This is a genomic window from Candidatus Moraniibacteriota bacterium, assembly GCA_026396275.1.
Taxonomy (GTDB): Bacteria; Patescibacteriota; Minisyncoccia; order Moranbacterales; family JAPLXC01; genus JAPLXC01.
In genome coordinates, this window is the sequence record JAPLXC010000016.1 from 1 (window position 1) to 14070 (window position 14070).

Below are 14070 nucleotides of genomic sequence, written 5' to 3' on the forward strand. Positions count from 1 at the left end.
ATTTTCAATGATTCTGGCGGTTGTTCCCCAAATAGCCGGAGCTTTTTTCGAATTTCCTTTTTTCAGGATGACGATTCCATCGGGTGTAATATTAACTTTAACTTCATTGTGATGTGTAAAATCAAGAGTACCCTTGGGACCCTTTATGGTAATTTTGTTCCCCGCAATTTCAGCATTCACTCCTTGGGGAATTGTAATTGGTTTTTTCGCTAATCTGCTCATATAGTTTTAACTGCTTTACTCAACTTTTCGTAAAAGCTACCAGACCTCGCAAATTAATTCTCCTCCCACCTTCTGCTGGCGGGCTTCTTTTCCTGTCATAACTCCTCGAGAGGTGGAAATAACAGTAATTCCATGTCCATACCTGGTTGGCTTGATGTTCCTGTTGCCGGTATACACCCTTTTCCCTTCCTTGCTTATTCTTCTGATTCCCCTGATAGCCGGGGCTTTCTTGACATTAGAATCTTTCAGATATTTGAGATAAATGCGAATATTTGCTTTAGTTTCTTTCATTTCCTTTACTGCCCGTTCAACATAACCTTTGTCTTCTAGAATCTTGGCGATTGCCATTTTTAAATTGGAGAAGGAAATAAGCACTTCTTCCTTGCCTGCTCTTTGGGCATTTCTTATCCGAGTTAACATGTCGCTGATTGGATCGAGCATATATAATTCTAATTTACGAATAAATGCTAATCTACTAATTGCGAATAGATTTTACCAGGTATTAGCGATTGGTGGATTGGCATTTATTAGCGTGATTAGTATCATGATTTACCAGCTGCTTTTTTTTACTCCTGGTATTTCCCCTTTACTGGCCAGCTCCCGGAAACAAATACGGCACAGACCAAATTTTCTCATATATCCTCTCTTTCTGCCGCACTTCCAACAGCGCCGGACTTTCCGGGTAGAAAATTTCGGTTTTTTTACGGATCTAATGTAAGTGGAAATTTTCGACATAATTGTTTCTCTTGTCTACTAATTACCTGCCCGAAACGCCTTGATAAGTATCATGGCAGGCGGGCGAATCGTGTACCAATATACGAATTCGTATATTCGTAAGTGATTAGTAATTAGTAGCCTACTTAATGGGAAATCCTAGTGCCCTGAATAACGCCACTCCTTCCTTATGACTTTTCGCATTTATTACCACTGTTACCTGAAAACCAAAAATGTTTTTTACTTTTTCAGCAGAAATTTCCGGAAAGATTGTATGTTCCTGAATGCCAATATTCAAGTTTCCTTTCCCATCAATCACTTTTTCCTCAATACCCTGAAAGTCCCTTATCCGGGGAAGTGTCGCGTTGACAAGCCGATCGATGAATTGCCACATTCTTCTGCCGCGAAGAGTGATCTTCATTCCAATTTCAAGCCCTTGTCGAATTTTAAAACCGGAAATTGCCTTTCTCGCCTTGGTTTTGATTGGCTTTTGACCAGTTATCTCTTTCAGTGCGCTTTCAACCTCTTCGATTTTTCCCGATTCCCGGAGAAGCTTTCCTACTCCTACATTAACCACCACTTTCTCTATCCTGGGAACTGCCAGTGTGTTGGAATATTTAAAATTCTTTTTCATTTCCGGAACAACTTCCTTCTTATATCGCTCTTGAATTAAAGATGTTTTCATAATAACACTCATATTTAATTACTGAATATCGCCCTTGCATACTTTGCACATTCTTATCTTGCGGCTTTTTTCTATTTTATAACCGACCCGAGTGGGCTTTCCGCAATGAGGACATATTAATTTAACCTTAGAGGAAGCTAAAGGAGTTGGAATTTCTACTCTTTGTCCTTTTTCTCCTCCCTTGCGAGGACGCCTGTGTTTTTTCACTAAATTAATTCCTTCCACCACTAATTTTCCGCTTTTGGGAAGAACACGAATTACTTTCCCGCGTTTTCCCCGGTCTTTACCTGAAATTATTTGAACTTGGTCACCTTTTCTTATCTTCATTAATTTGGCTACTAATTACTAATTTTGTGCTAATATGCGAATATTTTTACCACGTTATTCGTATATTCGTACATGATTTGCCACTGCCTTAGCGGGGTCCCGCTACAGCGGGATATTTCGCAGAGAACTACAAAACCTCTGGCGCCAGCGAGACAATCTTAACAAATCCTTTCTCTCGCAGTTCCCTAGCCACCGGCCCAAAGATTCTAGTGCCTCTAGGTTCTAATCCTTCAACAATAACCGCCGCATTTTCATCAAAACAAATATAAGAGCCGTCGCTTCGGCGAAGGGACTTTTTCTGACGCACGATTACCGCTCTTACTTTATCTCCTTTTTTTACTATTCCGCGGGGCTCTGCTGTTTTAACAGACGCGGAAACTATGTCACCGATAAAAGCATAACGCCTTCTTGTGCCGCCCAGCACTTTGAAACACTCGATGATCTTAGCACCGGTATTATCAGCTACTTTTAATTGCGTTTCTGCTTGAATCATATAATTTTTGCAGAGATTACAAAACCTTAAATCTCTTTTCCTTACTTATCGGCCGGCACTGGACAAATTCAACCACATCCCCGACTTTGTGTTTATTATCCGGATCATGCACTTTGTAATTTTTTGTTGCCCGATACTTTTTCAAATACTTGGGATGCGTCTTGAGCGTTTCCACCGCTACCACGATAGTTTTATCCATCTTATCACTTACTACTGCTCCTTTCATTTTTGCTAATTTTTTCTCCATAAAATTTATAGCTTACCACAAAAAATTTTTTACTTTTTTATTTCTATTTCTTTACTGATTGCAATAGCTCTGGCAATGTCCCGCTTGACTTTTCGATACTCCCGATGGTTTTTGAGTTGCTTGGACGAAATATCAAAGCGTAACTGAACAGCTCTTGCTCGCTTTTCTTCTAAAAACTTTTTAATTTCTCCGCTGCTCATTTCTCTAATTTCTTTTGCTTTCATAATTTCATCCGCCTCCGCGGAAAACCATAAGCGTAAATCTGCAACAAATAGATGGTTTTCTTTTCCTGCTTCGGCGGATTTTGCTCCGCCTACCGGCAGTAAATGCTGCTTATGTTAATCTGCGGAGTTTCACTTTTTTATGAATTTCGTCTTTTTTCCCAGCTTATGGGACGCCAGCCGTAGCGCTTCGCGCGCAATATTTTCCGTTACTCCATCCATCTCAAACAGCATTCTTCCCGCTTGAATCTTGGCTACAAAATGATCAACGCTTCCTTTTCCTTTTCCCATCGGAACCTCGTCTCCCTTTTTTGTCATTGGCTTGTCGGGAAATATCCTGATCCAAACTTTTCCTCCCCGCTGGATGTAGCGCGTCATCGCCCGCCGGGCAGCCTCAATCTGGCGAGCAGTAACTAAGCCGGCATCCATGGACTTAAGGCCAAAGCTTCCAAAACTCAATTCCGTTCCTCTTTGAGCCGTACCGGCAATCTTTCCTCCCCGCTGAATTTTCCGGTGTTTTACTTTTTTCGGCATTAACATGCTATTTCTGTCTTCAAGCGAAGCGAGAAGCTATCTGCCCACAATGCTACGCATAGCGTTTGCAGGCGGGTAAAAAAGCATCCCGCATCGATTCGTTTTTTAATCTTTACAATGTTACAGATTAAACCGCAGGCGATTCCAAGAAAAAAACTTTAACGAGTATAAATCTTCCTTGGAATCGGTGCGGGATAATCCTTTCAATGCGCTTATTCCTTCTTGTCAAATACTTCCTTCTTGTAAATCCATACTTTCACGCCAATCGCCCCATAGGTGGTGCGGGCCGTCGCCCGGGCGAAATCAATGTCGGCTCGGAGCGTGTGCAAGGGAATTGTCCCCCGGTAAAGCCATTCTCTTCGGGACATTTCCGCTCCGCCTAATCTCCCGGCTATCTCTATTTTTACACCTTTTACGCTTTTATTTTTTTCGACTTGGTCCAAAATTGATTTCAAAACCCGGCGGAAAGGAATTCTCTTTTCCAACTGCTCGGCAACGTTCTGGGAAACTAAAGAGGCACTTTCTTCAAATTGTTTAATTTCCCGTATTTCAATCTTCAGCTCTATTTTTTTCTTTCCGGCAAAAAATTTCTTTTTAATGAAATTGCTAATATCCTCAATCCCCGTGCCTCCCCGGCCGATTAAAACCCCCGGACGAGCGGTTTTAATTATAAGTTTCACAATTCCTGCTGACCGTTCTATTTCCACATCGGCAATAGCCGCTTTTTTCCAGCGCTGCATTACAAGGCGGCGAATCTTTATGTCCTCTTTCAAATTCTGGACGTAATTTTTCTTTCCGAACCACCGCGACCTCCAGGAGGTAGTTATTCCGATTCGCAAACTTTTTGGATTAACTTTGTGTCCCATGCGATTAGCTCTACGAATTACGAATTCTTACGAAATTACGAATTTTGTTTTATCTATTTTCGTAGTTTCGTACATGTTCGTACTTCGTAGAGAATTATCCGGATTTTCTCCTAAACATTCTCTTCATCCACCCGCCGCGTTCATCCTTTTTCAGCTTTTCTCTTTCCTCTTCGCGCTTTTCCCTAAAAGGGACAGCTTCTTCCTTTTTTTCTTTTTCGTCCTTGCCTTTCTTTGCTTTTTCTTCTTCTCTGATCTCGCGCTCCAGTTTTTTCCTGGCCTCTTCGCGCTCTTTTCTCTCCTTTTCCAGCTGCTCCTTTGATTTTCTGTTTTTTCCTTCAACGCGCTCTTCCAGCGTAAGTGTAACGGCTGAAGTTCTTTTTAGAATCGGAGCTGCTCTTCCGTGAGCGCGAGCCATCCAGCGCTTAAGCCGTGATCCTTCTCCTACCTGAATATCGAAAACGTATAAATTATCTCTATCTAAACCAAGGTTGTTTTCCGCATTGGCAATCGCGCTTTTTAGCAGTTTTTCAATGATAGGCCCCGGCTTTTTTACTAAATGTTTGAGTTGAATCAGCACATTCTCAACATCCTGACCTTTAATAAGATCCGTTACCAGCCGTACCTTACGGGGAGAGATTCGCAGATTATTTAACCTGGCTGTTGTCTTCATACACTCACATCACAAAATATAAATTCCTTTATTTCTTCTCTTCTGCAGTGGCTTTCGTCGCCTTGGCCGCTTCCAGTTCCTTTTGTTTCGCTTCTATTTCAATTTCTTTCTGCATTCTTCCTCCGTGGCGAGTGAATTTGCGGGTTGGCGCAAACTCGCCTAACCGATGACCCACCATCTCTTCAGTAGCATAAACAGGGATAAAATCTTTTCCATTGTGAACACCAAAGGTAAATCCTATCATTTCAGGAGTAATAGTACACGCCCGCGACCATGTTTTAATGACCGTTTTGTCTCCGGGTTTTCTGTTTCTTATCTTCTTGAGCACTCGCTCGTCTACATATGGTCCTTTTTTGAGCGATCGCGACATATGCTTTTGCTTACTTTACGAATTTAGTAGAGAATTAATCTATTTTCTTCGCTTGACTATGAATTTATCGCTGTATTTGAATTTCTTCCTCGTCTTTTTTCCGAGAGCCGGTTTTCCCCAAGGGGTCTTTGGGTGCTTGAGTCCTATTCCCATTCTTCCCTCCCCGCCTCCATGCGGATGATCAACTGGATTCATAGCTGAACCGCGTACCGTCGGTCGAATTCCCCGCCAGCGGTTTCTTCCCGCTTTTCCGATCACTATCGAATTATATTCGAAATTGCTTACTTGTCCAATGGTCGCGTAGCTTTCTTTGCTAATCAGGCGGACTTCTCCCGAAGCCAGCTTTACCTGCGCCATCTCTCCGTCAATGCTCATCAATGAGGCCCCTGAACCGGCACTTCTTACTACCTGACCGCCCTTGCCGGGAAAAAGTTCGATATTGGATATGATAGTGCCCACCGGGATACTTTCTAATTTCATTCTATTGCCCCTTTTAATCGGAGCTTTATCCGCTGTAATAATTTCCTTGCCCTTTTTCATTCCTTCAGTCGCTAAAATATATCGCTTCTCTCCATCCGCATAGTTAACTAACGCTATCAAAGCATTGCGGTTAGGATCTTTCTCGATAGCTATAATTTTCCCCGAAATATTAAGTTTGTTTTGCTTAAAGTCCACCAGCCGGTACCGGCGCTTGTGTCCTCCTCCTTTGTGGCGAACAGAAATTTTCCCATGAGATCTTCCAGTTTTTCTTTCCGCTTTCGCCATTAGCGACTTTTCCGGCTTTTTGTCGGTTAGCGTCTCGGGCTTGGCGACTGAAATAAAATTTTTCCCGGGAGTGCTTTTTTTGTAAATTTTTATCGCCATAAAAATTAACGGATTATACTGATTTTACAGATTATCACTAATCACAGATTATTCTTTATGAACATCCTTGATCCACATAAATCCGTATAATATTTGCGAGATTAGTATTAAACACCCTTAAATAATTCTATCTTATCCCCTTCTTTGAGTGTTACAATCGCTTTCTTGTAGCCGGATTTTTTTCCCACAAATCTCCCATAGTTTCTTTTTTTGGGAGGAATATTGACTATATTCACATCTGTCACTCTGACATTGTATAATTCTTCGACTGCCATTTTGATATCGCTTTTATCTGAATCCTTGCTGACTCTGAATTCATACTTGTTGAGAGCCATCGCGGCGTGGGATTTTTCCGTGATCCAGGGCTCAATAAGAATGTCTTTTGTTATCGTGCCCGGTTTTATCTCTCCAACTTTCTTTTCCGGCTTTTTTTCCGCTTTCTTTTCTTTCTTTTCAACCTTAACATCAGAAGTTTTTTCTTCTGTTTTCTTTTCTCCTTCTTCGATTTTTTTCTTTCCAAATAATGCCATAATGGCTACTAATTACCTGCCCGAAATGCCGCCCCTTTGGAATTTATTCCAACTTAAGATATTTACAAGATCAGCAAGTTAGTAATAATTTTATGGAATTTCGCGGCAGGCGGGCTAATCTTGCACTAATATACTAACTTTTAACCCTTTTTTTCTTCTTCTTAACAAGGATGTGAACTATTTCTTGTATTTACCTTCCAAAAACTTCACCGACTCTTTGCTTAAAATCAGATTCTTATGGTTTAAAATATCAAAAACATTCAATTGTTTAACAGAAAGCGGACTGACTTTGAGAATATTTCTCGAGCACAAATAAATATCTTTTTCCGAATTACTTAATCCTATCAGCGTACTTCCTTTAATTTTTAAGTTTCTTAATGCCTTCACGAATAATTTCGTCTTTTTCTCTTTGAGTTTTATCTCATCTACAACCATTAAATTTTTGCTTCTGACTTTTTCGCTCAAAGCTATTAAAATCGCTTTTCTTTTCATTTTCTCATTAATTTTTTTCTTAAAATTTCTCTCCTTCGTCGGCCCGAACACCACTCCTCCTTTTCTCCAAACAGGAGTTCTTACTGATCCGACCCGGGCCCGCCCGGTTCCTTTTTGCCGCCAGGGTTTTTTCCCTGATCCGGCTACTTCCGCCTTATCTTTAGTATGAGCTATAATTTGGCGCCGATTAGCCGCTTGAGCCACGTAGACCTGATGAAGAAGTGCATTGTTTGATGGCACGGCAAAAATATTTTCAGGCATATTTATATCCTCTACTTTCTTACCGGATAAATTGTAAACTGATATTTTAGTCATTTGTCAAAAGTTTAATTACCATAAATCTCAACTATTCTTCCTGTTACTCCCGGCACCGCTCCTTTAACCGCCATTAAATTTTTATCCTTATCTACTAAAACCACTTCTAAATTTCGCATTGAACTCCTCCGGCCACCCATTCGCCCAGCCATTCTTTTTCCCTTAATAACATGCTCGGGATAAGTGGCGCCAATCGATCCCGGCTTTCTCCAGTCATGCTTGTGGCCGTGAGATCTTGGAGATCCGCTAAATCCATGCCTTTTTACCACTCCCTGAAATCCTTTGGCCTTGGAAATTCCAGAGACCTTAACAATATCTCCTGGTTGAAAAATCTCGACTGTAATTGCATCTCCCGCGTTCGGCGCTTTCTCCGTCTCTTTTCCAATTCTAAATTCTTTTCTGTGAACTTTATTTCTTGTCTTGGCAATTTCAACTTGGACTGCGCTATATTTGTCTTTTTCCGGAGTACGTACTAGAGAAATCTTGTTAGGCTCACATTCAATCAAAGTCACATTGAGTGCTCCCTTGTTTTTGTCGTATATCGTCGTCATCCCCAACTTTTTTCCTAAAATAAACTTCATGGTTTGCTTTCTGGCTACTAATTACTAATTAAATACTAATATACTAATTTTCAATTTTAATATTCGTATATTTGTACCTGATTAGTAATTAGTAGAGAATTCTCGTAGAGAGTAACAAAAAACTGGCTTCTCACCAGCACAAAATCAAATAATTTAAATTTTGGCTGATTTAGTATCCTATCTACATTTCATTTTCTGGAGTAAGAATCGGACTTAAACCAGTTGGTCTATGAATCACATTTTAATTTCCACATCCACCCCCGCCGGCAAATCAAGATTAGTCAGATCATCAATGGTTTTGGGAGTAGGATTTAGTATGTCAATCAGCCGCTTATGAATTCTCATTTCATACTGTTCCCGCGAGTCCTTATGAGCGAATGTTGACTTATTAACAGTCACTTTATGAATTTCAGTGGGAAGAGGAACCGGGCCGGTTATCCGCGCCCCGGAACGCTGAGCTGACTCGACGATCTTGCGCGATGACTGGTCGATAACCTTGCTGTCGTATGCTTTAATCTTAATGCGAATTCGCGTAGACCGCTCCGCTTCTTCCGTCTTTTTCCCTTCCATGATGTGCTTTCAAAAATAAAAAATTAAAAATACTTGGATTTTACTCATGAGTTCGGACTCACAGCAACCGCGCATTTTTGCACGGTCTGAACCTATCACTTTTTTGCCATTCAATCGCTTACTTGGTAATCTTAGTAGCCACGCCGGCGCCTACTGTCTTTCCTCCCTCGCGGATCGCAAATCTCATTCCTTCTTCCATCGCCACGGGAGCAACCAGCTTAATTTTCAAATTTACCGTGTCTCCCGGCATAACCATTTCCGTTCCCTCCGGCAATTCAACTTCTCCCGTCACGTCAGTGGTGCGGATGTAAAACTGCGGCTTGTATCCCTTAAAGAAAGGAGTGTGCCGTCCGCCTTCTTCTTTCGTCAAAATATAAACTTCTCCCTCGAATTCAGTATGTGGAGTAATCGTTCCGGGTTTTGCCAGCACTTGGCCCCGCTCCACGTCTTCTTTTTTGGTTCCGCGCAGAAGCACCCCGGCATTGTCTCCGGCTTGCCCGCGATCGAGTGATTTGTTAAACATCTCAATTCCAGTAATTACGGTCTTTTGGGTAGAGCGAATTCCAACAATTTCCACTTCATCATTAAGGTTAATAACTCCCCGCTCAATTCTTCCGGTCACGACTGTGCCTCTTCCCTCAATGGAGAAAATATCTTCGATCGGCATCAAAAACGGCTTTTCGGTGTCGCGAACCGGCTCTGGTATTTTCTCATCCAGTGCCGCCACTAAATCGTAAATGGGTTTGACTGCTTCGTCGTCAGCTGAACCGGCCTCCAGGGCTTTCAGTGCCGACCCTCGAATGATAGACGCTTTCTCTCCATCAAATTCATACTTGGAAAGGAGTTCGCGCACCTCGGCTTCAACCAAATCAATAAGTTCGGGATCATCCACCATATCCACTTTATTAACAAACACTACGATTGCCGGAACGCCCACTTGGCGGGCCAGTAGTATATGTTCCCGGGTTTGGGGCATCGGGCCATCAGTAGCGCTCACTACTAAAATTGCCCCGTCCATCTGGGCTGCGCCGGTAATCATATTCTTGATGTAGTCGGCATGCCCCGGACAGTCCACGTGAGCATAATGCCTCTTCTCTGATTCGTACTCACAGTGAGCAGTGGCAATAGTGATGCCTCGCTCCTTTTCCTCGGGCGCATTGTCAATTTCATCTACTCCCTTGGGCTTGGCCAATCCTTTGAAGCTCAGCGCCTTGAGAATCGCCGCTGTCAGAGTCGTTTTCCCATGATCAACATGGCCGATGGTTCCGACATTGATGTGGGGTTTGGTTCGTTCAAATTTTTCCGCTGCCATAAATTTTGATTTTAGCGAATATTTGCGAGCTTAATAAAATTAACCATTAAGCAACTCTCGCGCAATCTTCGCGGATTAAAATTATTGTTATTTAGTTAATTTTTTTGTTTGTGAATTTATATTAAAACAATTTGCTAATTTTGGCAAGTGTTCCAGTAGAAATCTGTGGATAACTGCGAGTATTTAACATTTTTAATATTAGCAAGAGACAGAAAATGTGTCAAGAGAATGTATTCGGGTATAAAGAGAAAAAAGAAGGTGAGTTATCACCTTCTCTAAATCCCTAATTGTTCTAATCGAACGATTTAATCTACTTGTTCGGTTTTTTCCTTTTTAATTTTTAAGATTTTCTCTAAGTCTGCGGTGCTTTCAAGCCCGTCATAATGCCTGAAAAGTCAATCATTTTCCGTTTCAGTTGTCGAAAAGTGACCGAATCCTAAGTCGTTTTCGTCTTTCGCCATAATATCCTCCTTCCATTTAATATCCTCTTTCCATTAATTTGCGTTATTACTTTTTACTGATAATCTCCTCGGCAACATTGCGGGGAACTTCGGCATAATGGCTGAATTCCATAGTATAAGTTGCGCGGCCTTGGGTGAGCGAACGCATTTGGGTCGCGTAGCCGAACATTTGGGCTAGCGGCACTTCAGAGTCAATTACTTTCACTCGAGCGTTTCCTTCTCCTCGGTCGGTAATTTCCTTGATTATTCCCCTCCGGGAATTAATGTCGCCCACAATATCGCCCATAAACTGCTCGGGAACAATAACCACCACTTTCATTATCGGCTCAAGAAGCACGGGACTAGCCCGCCTGACTGCTTCCTGAAGTGCCATTGATCCGGCAATCTTGAAAGCCGCTTCGGAAGAATCAACTTCATGGTACGAACCGTCATAAAGAGTAACATTAACGTCAATAACGGGATATCCTGCCACTACTCCGTTTTGCATCGCTTCTTCTACCCCCTTTTCCACCGCGGGAATAAATTCCTGGGGAATAACTCCTCCTTTGATTTTGTTGATAAATTCAAATCCTTCGCCGGGATGCTTTGGCTCTATTCGCAGCCAGCAGTGACCGTATTGACCGCGGCCTCCCGACTGGCGAATATATTTTCCTTCCGCTTCCGCGGAGGCCTTCACTGTCTCCCGATACGCTACCTGGGGCTTTCCCACATTGCCTTCCACTTTAAATTCCCGCTTCATCCGGTCGACAATTACTTCCAGATGGAGTTCTCCCATTCCGGAAATGATGGTTTGGCTGCTCTCCTCATCAGTTCTCACCTTGAAGGTTGGATCTTCTACGGAAAGCTTTTTCAGCGCCAGTCCCATCTTCTCCTGATCGGCTTTGGTTTTCGGTTCAATGGCAATATCAATTACTGGCTCGGGAAAAGTGATCGCCTCAAGAATAATGGGACTCTCCGGATCGCAAAGAGTATCACCGGTAGTGGTGTTTTTCATGCCTACCAGCGCTCCAATTCCTCCCGCGTATATTTCCTGCACCTCTTCGCGATGATTGGCGTGCATTCTAAGAATCCGGCCGACTCTCTCCTTTTCATCCTTGGTAGAGTTCAGAATATAAGAACCGGCTTTGAGAATTCCTGAATAAACACGGAAAAATGTCAACTGACCAACAAAAGGATCAGTAGCTACTTTAAAAGCCAGTGCTGAAAATGGCTCTTCATCTAATGCTTTTCTTTCTGACTCTTCACTAGTTTCGGGATCAATACCTTTTACTGGTGGAATATCTGCTGGAGAGGGCAAATAATCAACCACCGCGTCCAGAACTTTCTGCACGCCCTTATTGCGAAGAGCTGAACCTACAAGCACCGGAATTAACCTCGCCTTAATAACTGCTTGGCGCAACGCTTTCTTCAGTTCTTCAATTGATATTTCTTTACCTCCCACGTATTTTTCTGTCAGTGCATCGTCGGTTTCGGCGATTTTCTCCACCATTTTATCTCTCCACTCCTTGGATTTTTCGGCATAGTCAGCGGGAATTTCACCTTCCACCACTTTTTCTCCCTTGTCGCCCTCAAAAGAATAGAACTTCATTATCATTAGATCAATCACGCCGCGGAAATCGCCGCGCTCTCCGATCGGGATTTGAATTGCCACCGCATGAGGAGTCAGGCGGTTCCAGATCGAACTCAGCGAATATTCAAAACTGGCTCCCTCCTTGTCAATCTTGTTGATAAAGCAAACTCGGGGAACATTATATTTATCCGCTTGCCGCCAGACCGTTTCGGACTGCGGCTCCACGCCTTCTTTGCCGTCAAACACGACTACTCCCCCGTCAAGAACGCGCAGTGACCGTTCCACTTCAACGGTAAAGTCAACGTGTCCCGGAGTGTCAATAATATTTATCTGATTATCCTGCCAATAACAAGTGGTAGCAGCGCTGGTGATGGTGATTCCCCGCTCGCGCTCCTGCGCCATCCAGTCCATCACTGCTTCTCCCTCGTGAACTTCTCCGATTTTATGAGTAATTCCGGTGTAATACAAAATCCGCTCGGTGACCGTGGTCTTGCCGGCATCAATGTGGGCGATGATCCCTATATTTCTTAATCTTTCTATTGGCGTGGTTCGTGCCATAAGTTTAATGCAAAAATCAAAAATCAAAATGCAAAATCACATTTCAAAATGCAAAATTATTTTTTATTATAAGCACAAATTACAATGTCTAGATATTCAATACCTTTAAAGTATTTGCAAATAGAAACATTCTTAACGGCGCATTTATGTTTTTTAGATTTTTCTTCGACATTCCAGGGACAATCATCTTGTTTCCAATGGATTTTTTTATTACTTATCAAATCAATATCCATGTTAGCACCCTTTAGATGCCTAAATTTTATTTTTGATTTTTGCATTGTCATTTTAATTTTTGAATTTTGATTTTTGATTTTGCTAGGCGAAGTGGGCGAATGCTTTGTTGGCTTCCGCCATTCGGTGAGTGTCCTCACGCTTTTTCATTGCCGCACCGGTTTTATTGGAGGCATCAATTAACTCATCGGCCAGTTTTTCCGCCATTTTCTTTCCTTTGCGGTTCCAGCAGGAATTCAAAATCCAGCGTATCGCCAGCGTTTGCCGGCGCTCTCCCGCTACCGGAATAGGAACTTGATAATTGGCTCCTCCGATCCGGCGTGATTTAAGCTCAAGAAGCGGGGAGACATTCTTAATGGCCTGTTCAAAGACATTAAGTCCGCCTTTTTTTGTTCTCTCGTGAATAATATCAAAAGTATCATAAATAATTTTTTCCGCCGCTCCCCGTTTTCCATCCATCATCAAATAGCCAATAAAACGCCCGACCAACAGATTGTTGTATCTGGGATCCGGCTTCCATTTTTTCTTAAATTGCCTCTTCTTTCTCGACATGTCTTTGCGCTTACGAAACTACGAATTTCGTACGAATGCACGAATACTTTTGAAAAATTCGTATATTAGTAAATGATTCGCCACCGCCTCAGCGGGGTCCCGCTTTAGCGGGATAATTCGTAAAGAAATTATTCTGATTTTTCTTTGGGTACCTTGGCGCCGTACAGCGATCTTCCTCTTTTTCTTCCTTCCACTCCGGCCGCGTCCAGCACTCCCCGCACCACGTGATAGCGCACGCCGGGAAGATCCTTAACCCTTCCTCCTCTAATTATCACGATTGAGTGTTCCTGGAGATTATGGCCAATGCCGGGAATGTAAGCTGTCACTTCCATGCCGTTGGTCAGTCGCACTCTGGCAATCTTGCGCAGAGCCGAATTCGGTTTTTTAGGAGTGGTCGTCCCCACTTTGATGCAAACGCCGCGCTTAAAAGGACCGAAGGTCTTAACCGGCCGGTTTTTGATAGTGTTGAAAACATTTGTCAAAGCCGGCGCTTTCGATTTCTTCTTTTTTGATTTGCGCTGTCTTTTCACTAATTGGTTAATCGTTGGCATATCCGAATGACAATACTAATTATATCCGAATGACAATTCGAATTCGTTTCTTAATTCGCGTGTAATTCGTATTCTAATTCGCATCAAACAAAAACGTGCTAGTTTATCCCTTACCAAAACCACATATAAATGTG

21 protein-coding genes and 1 pseudogene are annotated in these 14070 nt (G+C 42.4%); all 22 read right to left on the reverse strand.

All coding sequences use genetic code 11. The features are described from left to right. The coding region (rplF, locus tag NT136_03425; GenBank protein ID MCX6765983.1) for a 50S ribosomal protein L6 at window positions 1–222 on the reverse strand (222 nt) is incomplete at its 3' end. Between the two features lie 36 nt (window positions 223–258). Further along, a complete protein-coding gene (rpsH, locus tag NT136_03430; protein MCX6765984.1) occupies window positions 259–663 on the reverse strand; it encodes a 30S ribosomal protein S8 in 405 nt (134 codons plus the stop codon). 108 nt (window positions 664–771) lie between these two features. Then, a complete protein-coding gene (locus tag NT136_03435; protein ID MCX6765985.1) occupies window positions 772–957 on the reverse strand; it encodes a type Z 30S ribosomal protein S14 in 186 nt (61 codons plus the stop codon). Window positions 958–1078: 121 nt separating this feature from the next. After that, window positions 1079–1621, reverse strand: a complete 543-nt coding sequence (rplE, locus tag NT136_03440) for a 50S ribosomal protein L5 (protein ID MCX6765986.1) — start codon at window positions 1619–1621, stop codon at window positions 1079–1081. Window positions 1622–1639: 18 nt separating this feature from the next. After that, window positions 1640–1948 carry a 50S ribosomal protein L24 gene (rplX, locus tag NT136_03445; protein MCX6765987.1) on the reverse strand — a complete coding sequence of 103 codons (309 nt, stop codon included), beginning with the start codon at window positions 1946–1948 and terminating at the stop codon, window positions 1640–1642. Between the two features lie 127 nt (window positions 1949–2075). Then, window positions 2076–2441 (reverse strand): 50S ribosomal protein L14, encoded by a 366-nt coding sequence (gene rplN, locus NT136_03450; GenBank protein ID MCX6765988.1) that lies wholly within the window; start codon window positions 2439–2441, stop codon window positions 2076–2078. A 16-nt stretch (window positions 2442–2457) separates the two neighbouring features. After that, entirely contained in the window at window positions 2458–2688 is a 231-nt protein-coding gene (gene rpsQ, locus NT136_03455; GenBank protein MCX6765989.1) for a 30S ribosomal protein S17, read from the reverse strand. 29 nt (window positions 2689–2717) lie between these two features. Next, window positions 2718–2912, reverse strand: a complete 195-nt coding sequence (gene rpmC, locus NT136_03460; GenBank protein MCX6765990.1) for a 50S ribosomal protein L29 — start codon at window positions 2910–2912, stop codon at window positions 2718–2720. Window positions 2913–3041: 129 nt separating this feature from the next. Continuing rightward, window positions 3042–3449, reverse strand: a complete 408-nt coding sequence (rplP, locus tag NT136_03465; GenBank protein MCX6765991.1) for a 50S ribosomal protein L16 — start codon at window positions 3447–3449, stop codon at window positions 3042–3044. Between the two features lie 206 nt (window positions 3450–3655). Continuing rightward, complete coding sequence (rpsC, locus tag NT136_03470) at window positions 3656–4309, reverse strand: 30S ribosomal protein S3 (protein MCX6765992.1); 654 nt, start codon at window positions 4307–4309, stop codon at window positions 3656–3658. 334 nt (window positions 4310–4643) lie between these two features. After that, window positions 4644–4979 (reverse strand): annotated as a pseudogene (rplV, locus tag NT136_03475) (50S ribosomal protein L22). 28 nt (window positions 4980–5007) lie between these two features. After that, window positions 5008–5349: a 30S ribosomal protein S19 gene (rpsS, locus tag NT136_03480; GenBank protein ID MCX6765993.1), complete on the reverse strand. Its 342-nt coding sequence runs from the start codon at window positions 5347–5349 to the stop codon at window positions 5008–5010. Between the two features lie 39 nt (window positions 5350–5388). Continuing rightward, window positions 5389–6213 carry a 50S ribosomal protein L2 gene (gene rplB, locus NT136_03485; protein MCX6765994.1) on the reverse strand — a complete coding sequence of 275 codons (825 nt, stop codon included), beginning with the start codon at window positions 6211–6213 and terminating at the stop codon, window positions 5389–5391. Between the two features lie 107 nt (window positions 6214–6320). After that, on the reverse strand, window positions 6321–6602 hold the full coding sequence (gene rplW / locus NT136_03490; protein ID MCX6765995.1) for a 50S ribosomal protein L23: 282 nt from the start codon (window positions 6600–6602) through the stop codon (window positions 6321–6323). A 318-nt stretch (window positions 6603–6920) separates the two neighbouring features. Next, window positions 6921–7550 carry a 50S ribosomal protein L4 gene (rplD, locus tag NT136_03495; GenBank protein MCX6765996.1) on the reverse strand — a complete coding sequence of 210 codons (630 nt, stop codon included), beginning with the start codon at window positions 7548–7550 and terminating at the stop codon, window positions 6921–6923. Between the two features lie 11 nt (window positions 7551–7561). Continuing rightward, window positions 7562–8131: a 50S ribosomal protein L3 gene (gene rplC / locus NT136_03500; GenBank protein MCX6765997.1), complete on the reverse strand. Its 570-nt coding sequence runs from the start codon at window positions 8129–8131 to the stop codon at window positions 7562–7564. Between the two features lie 234 nt (window positions 8132–8365). Then, window positions 8366–8701: a 30S ribosomal protein S10 gene (gene rpsJ, locus NT136_03505; GenBank protein MCX6765998.1), complete on the reverse strand. Its 336-nt coding sequence runs from the start codon at window positions 8699–8701 to the stop codon at window positions 8366–8368. A 118-nt stretch (window positions 8702–8819) separates the two neighbouring features. Next, window positions 8820–10013 carry an elongation factor Tu gene (gene tuf, locus NT136_03510; GenBank protein MCX6765999.1) on the reverse strand — a complete coding sequence of 398 codons (1194 nt, stop codon included), beginning with the start codon at window positions 10011–10013 and terminating at the stop codon, window positions 8820–8822. Window positions 10014–10520: 507 nt separating this feature from the next. After that, a complete protein-coding gene (fusA, locus tag NT136_03515) occupies window positions 10521–12602 on the reverse strand; it encodes an elongation factor G (GenBank protein ID MCX6766000.1) in 2082 nt (693 codons plus the stop codon). A gap of 56 nt (window positions 12603–12658) precedes the next feature. Then, the gene (locus NT136_03520) at window positions 12659–12880 is read right to left on the reverse strand and encodes a hypothetical protein (protein ID MCX6766001.1); all 222 of its coding nucleotides are present in this window, start codon (window positions 12878–12880) and stop codon (window positions 12659–12661) included. A 37-nt stretch (window positions 12881–12917) separates the two neighbouring features. Then, window positions 12918–13385: a 30S ribosomal protein S7 gene (rpsG, locus tag NT136_03525; GenBank protein MCX6766002.1), complete on the reverse strand. Its 468-nt coding sequence runs from the start codon at window positions 13383–13385 to the stop codon at window positions 12918–12920. Between the two features lie 128 nt (window positions 13386–13513). After that, complete coding sequence (gene rpsL, locus NT136_03530) at window positions 13514–13936, reverse strand: 30S ribosomal protein S12 (protein ID MCX6766003.1); 423 nt, start codon at window positions 13934–13936, stop codon at window positions 13514–13516. Window positions 13937–14070: the final 134 nt, after the last annotated feature.

What these genes read in the sequence shown, in the direction of transcription:
- rplE (MCX6765986.1), bottom strand. Translation starts at nt 1,621, where the DNA reads ATGAAAACATCTTTAATTCAAGAGCGATATAAGAAGGAAGTTGTTCCG.
- rpsJ (MCX6765998.1), bottom strand. Translation starts at nt 8,701, where the DNA reads ATGGAAGGGAAAAAGACGGAAGAAGCGGAGCGGTCTACGCGAATTCGC.
- rplB (MCX6765994.1), bottom strand. Translation starts at nt 6,213, where the DNA reads ATGGCGATAAAAATTTACAAAAAAAGCACTCCCGGGAAAAATTTTATT.
- rpsL (MCX6766003.1), bottom strand. Translation starts at nt 13,936, where the DNA reads ATGCCAACGATTAACCAATTAGTGAAAAGACAGCGCAAATCAAAAAAG.
- rpsH (MCX6765984.1), bottom strand. Translation starts at nt 663, where the DNA reads ATGCTCGATCCAATCAGCGACATGTTAACTCGGATAAGAAATGCCCAA.
- rpsC (MCX6765992.1), bottom strand. Translation starts at nt 4,309, where the DNA reads ATGGGACACAAAGTTAATCCAAAAAGTTTGCGAATCGGAATAACTACC.
- rpsS (MCX6765993.1), bottom strand. Translation starts at nt 5,349, where the DNA reads ATGTCGCGATCGCTCAAAAAAGGACCATATGTAGACGAGCGAGTGCTC.
- tuf (MCX6765999.1), bottom strand. Translation starts at nt 10,013, where the DNA reads ATGGCAGCGGAAAAATTTGAACGAACCAAACCCCACATCAATGTCGGA.
- rplN (MCX6765988.1), bottom strand. Translation starts at nt 2,441, where the DNA reads ATGATTCAAGCAGAAACGCAATTAAAAGTAGCTGATAATACCGGTGCT.
- rplC (MCX6765997.1), bottom strand. Translation starts at nt 8,131, where the DNA reads ATGAAGTTTATTTTAGGAAAAAAGTTGGGGATGACGACGATATACGAC.
- rpmC (MCX6765990.1), bottom strand. Translation starts at nt 2,912, where the DNA reads ATGAAAGCAAAAGAAATTAGAGAAATGAGCAGCGGAGAAATTAAAAAG.
- rpsQ (MCX6765989.1), bottom strand. Translation starts at nt 2,688, where the DNA reads ATGGAGAAAAAATTAGCAAAAATGAAAGGAGCAGTAGTAAGTGATAAG.
- rplP (MCX6765991.1), bottom strand. Translation starts at nt 3,449, where the DNA reads ATGTTAATGCCGAAAAAAGTAAAACACCGGAAAATTCAGCGGGGAGGA.
- rplX (MCX6765987.1), bottom strand. Translation starts at nt 1,948, where the DNA reads ATGAAGATAAGAAAAGGTGACCAAGTTCAAATAATTTCAGGTAAAGAC.
- rpsG (MCX6766002.1), bottom strand. Translation starts at nt 13,385, where the DNA reads ATGTCGAGAAAGAAGAGGCAATTTAAGAAAAAATGGAAGCCGGATCCC.
- fusA (MCX6766000.1), bottom strand. Translation starts at nt 12,602, where the DNA reads ATGGCACGAACCACGCCAATAGAAAGATTAAGAAATATAGGGATCATC.
- NT136_03520 (MCX6766001.1), bottom strand. Translation starts at nt 12,880, where the DNA reads ATGCAAAAATCAAAAATAAAATTTAGGCATCTAAAGGGTGCTAACATG.
- NT136_03435 (MCX6765985.1), bottom strand. Translation starts at nt 957, where the DNA reads ATGTCGAAAATTTCCACTTACATTAGATCCGTAAAAAAACCGAAATTT.
- rplD (MCX6765996.1), bottom strand. Translation starts at nt 7,550, where the DNA reads ATGACTAAAATATCAGTTTACAATTTATCCGGTAAGAAAGTAGAGGAT.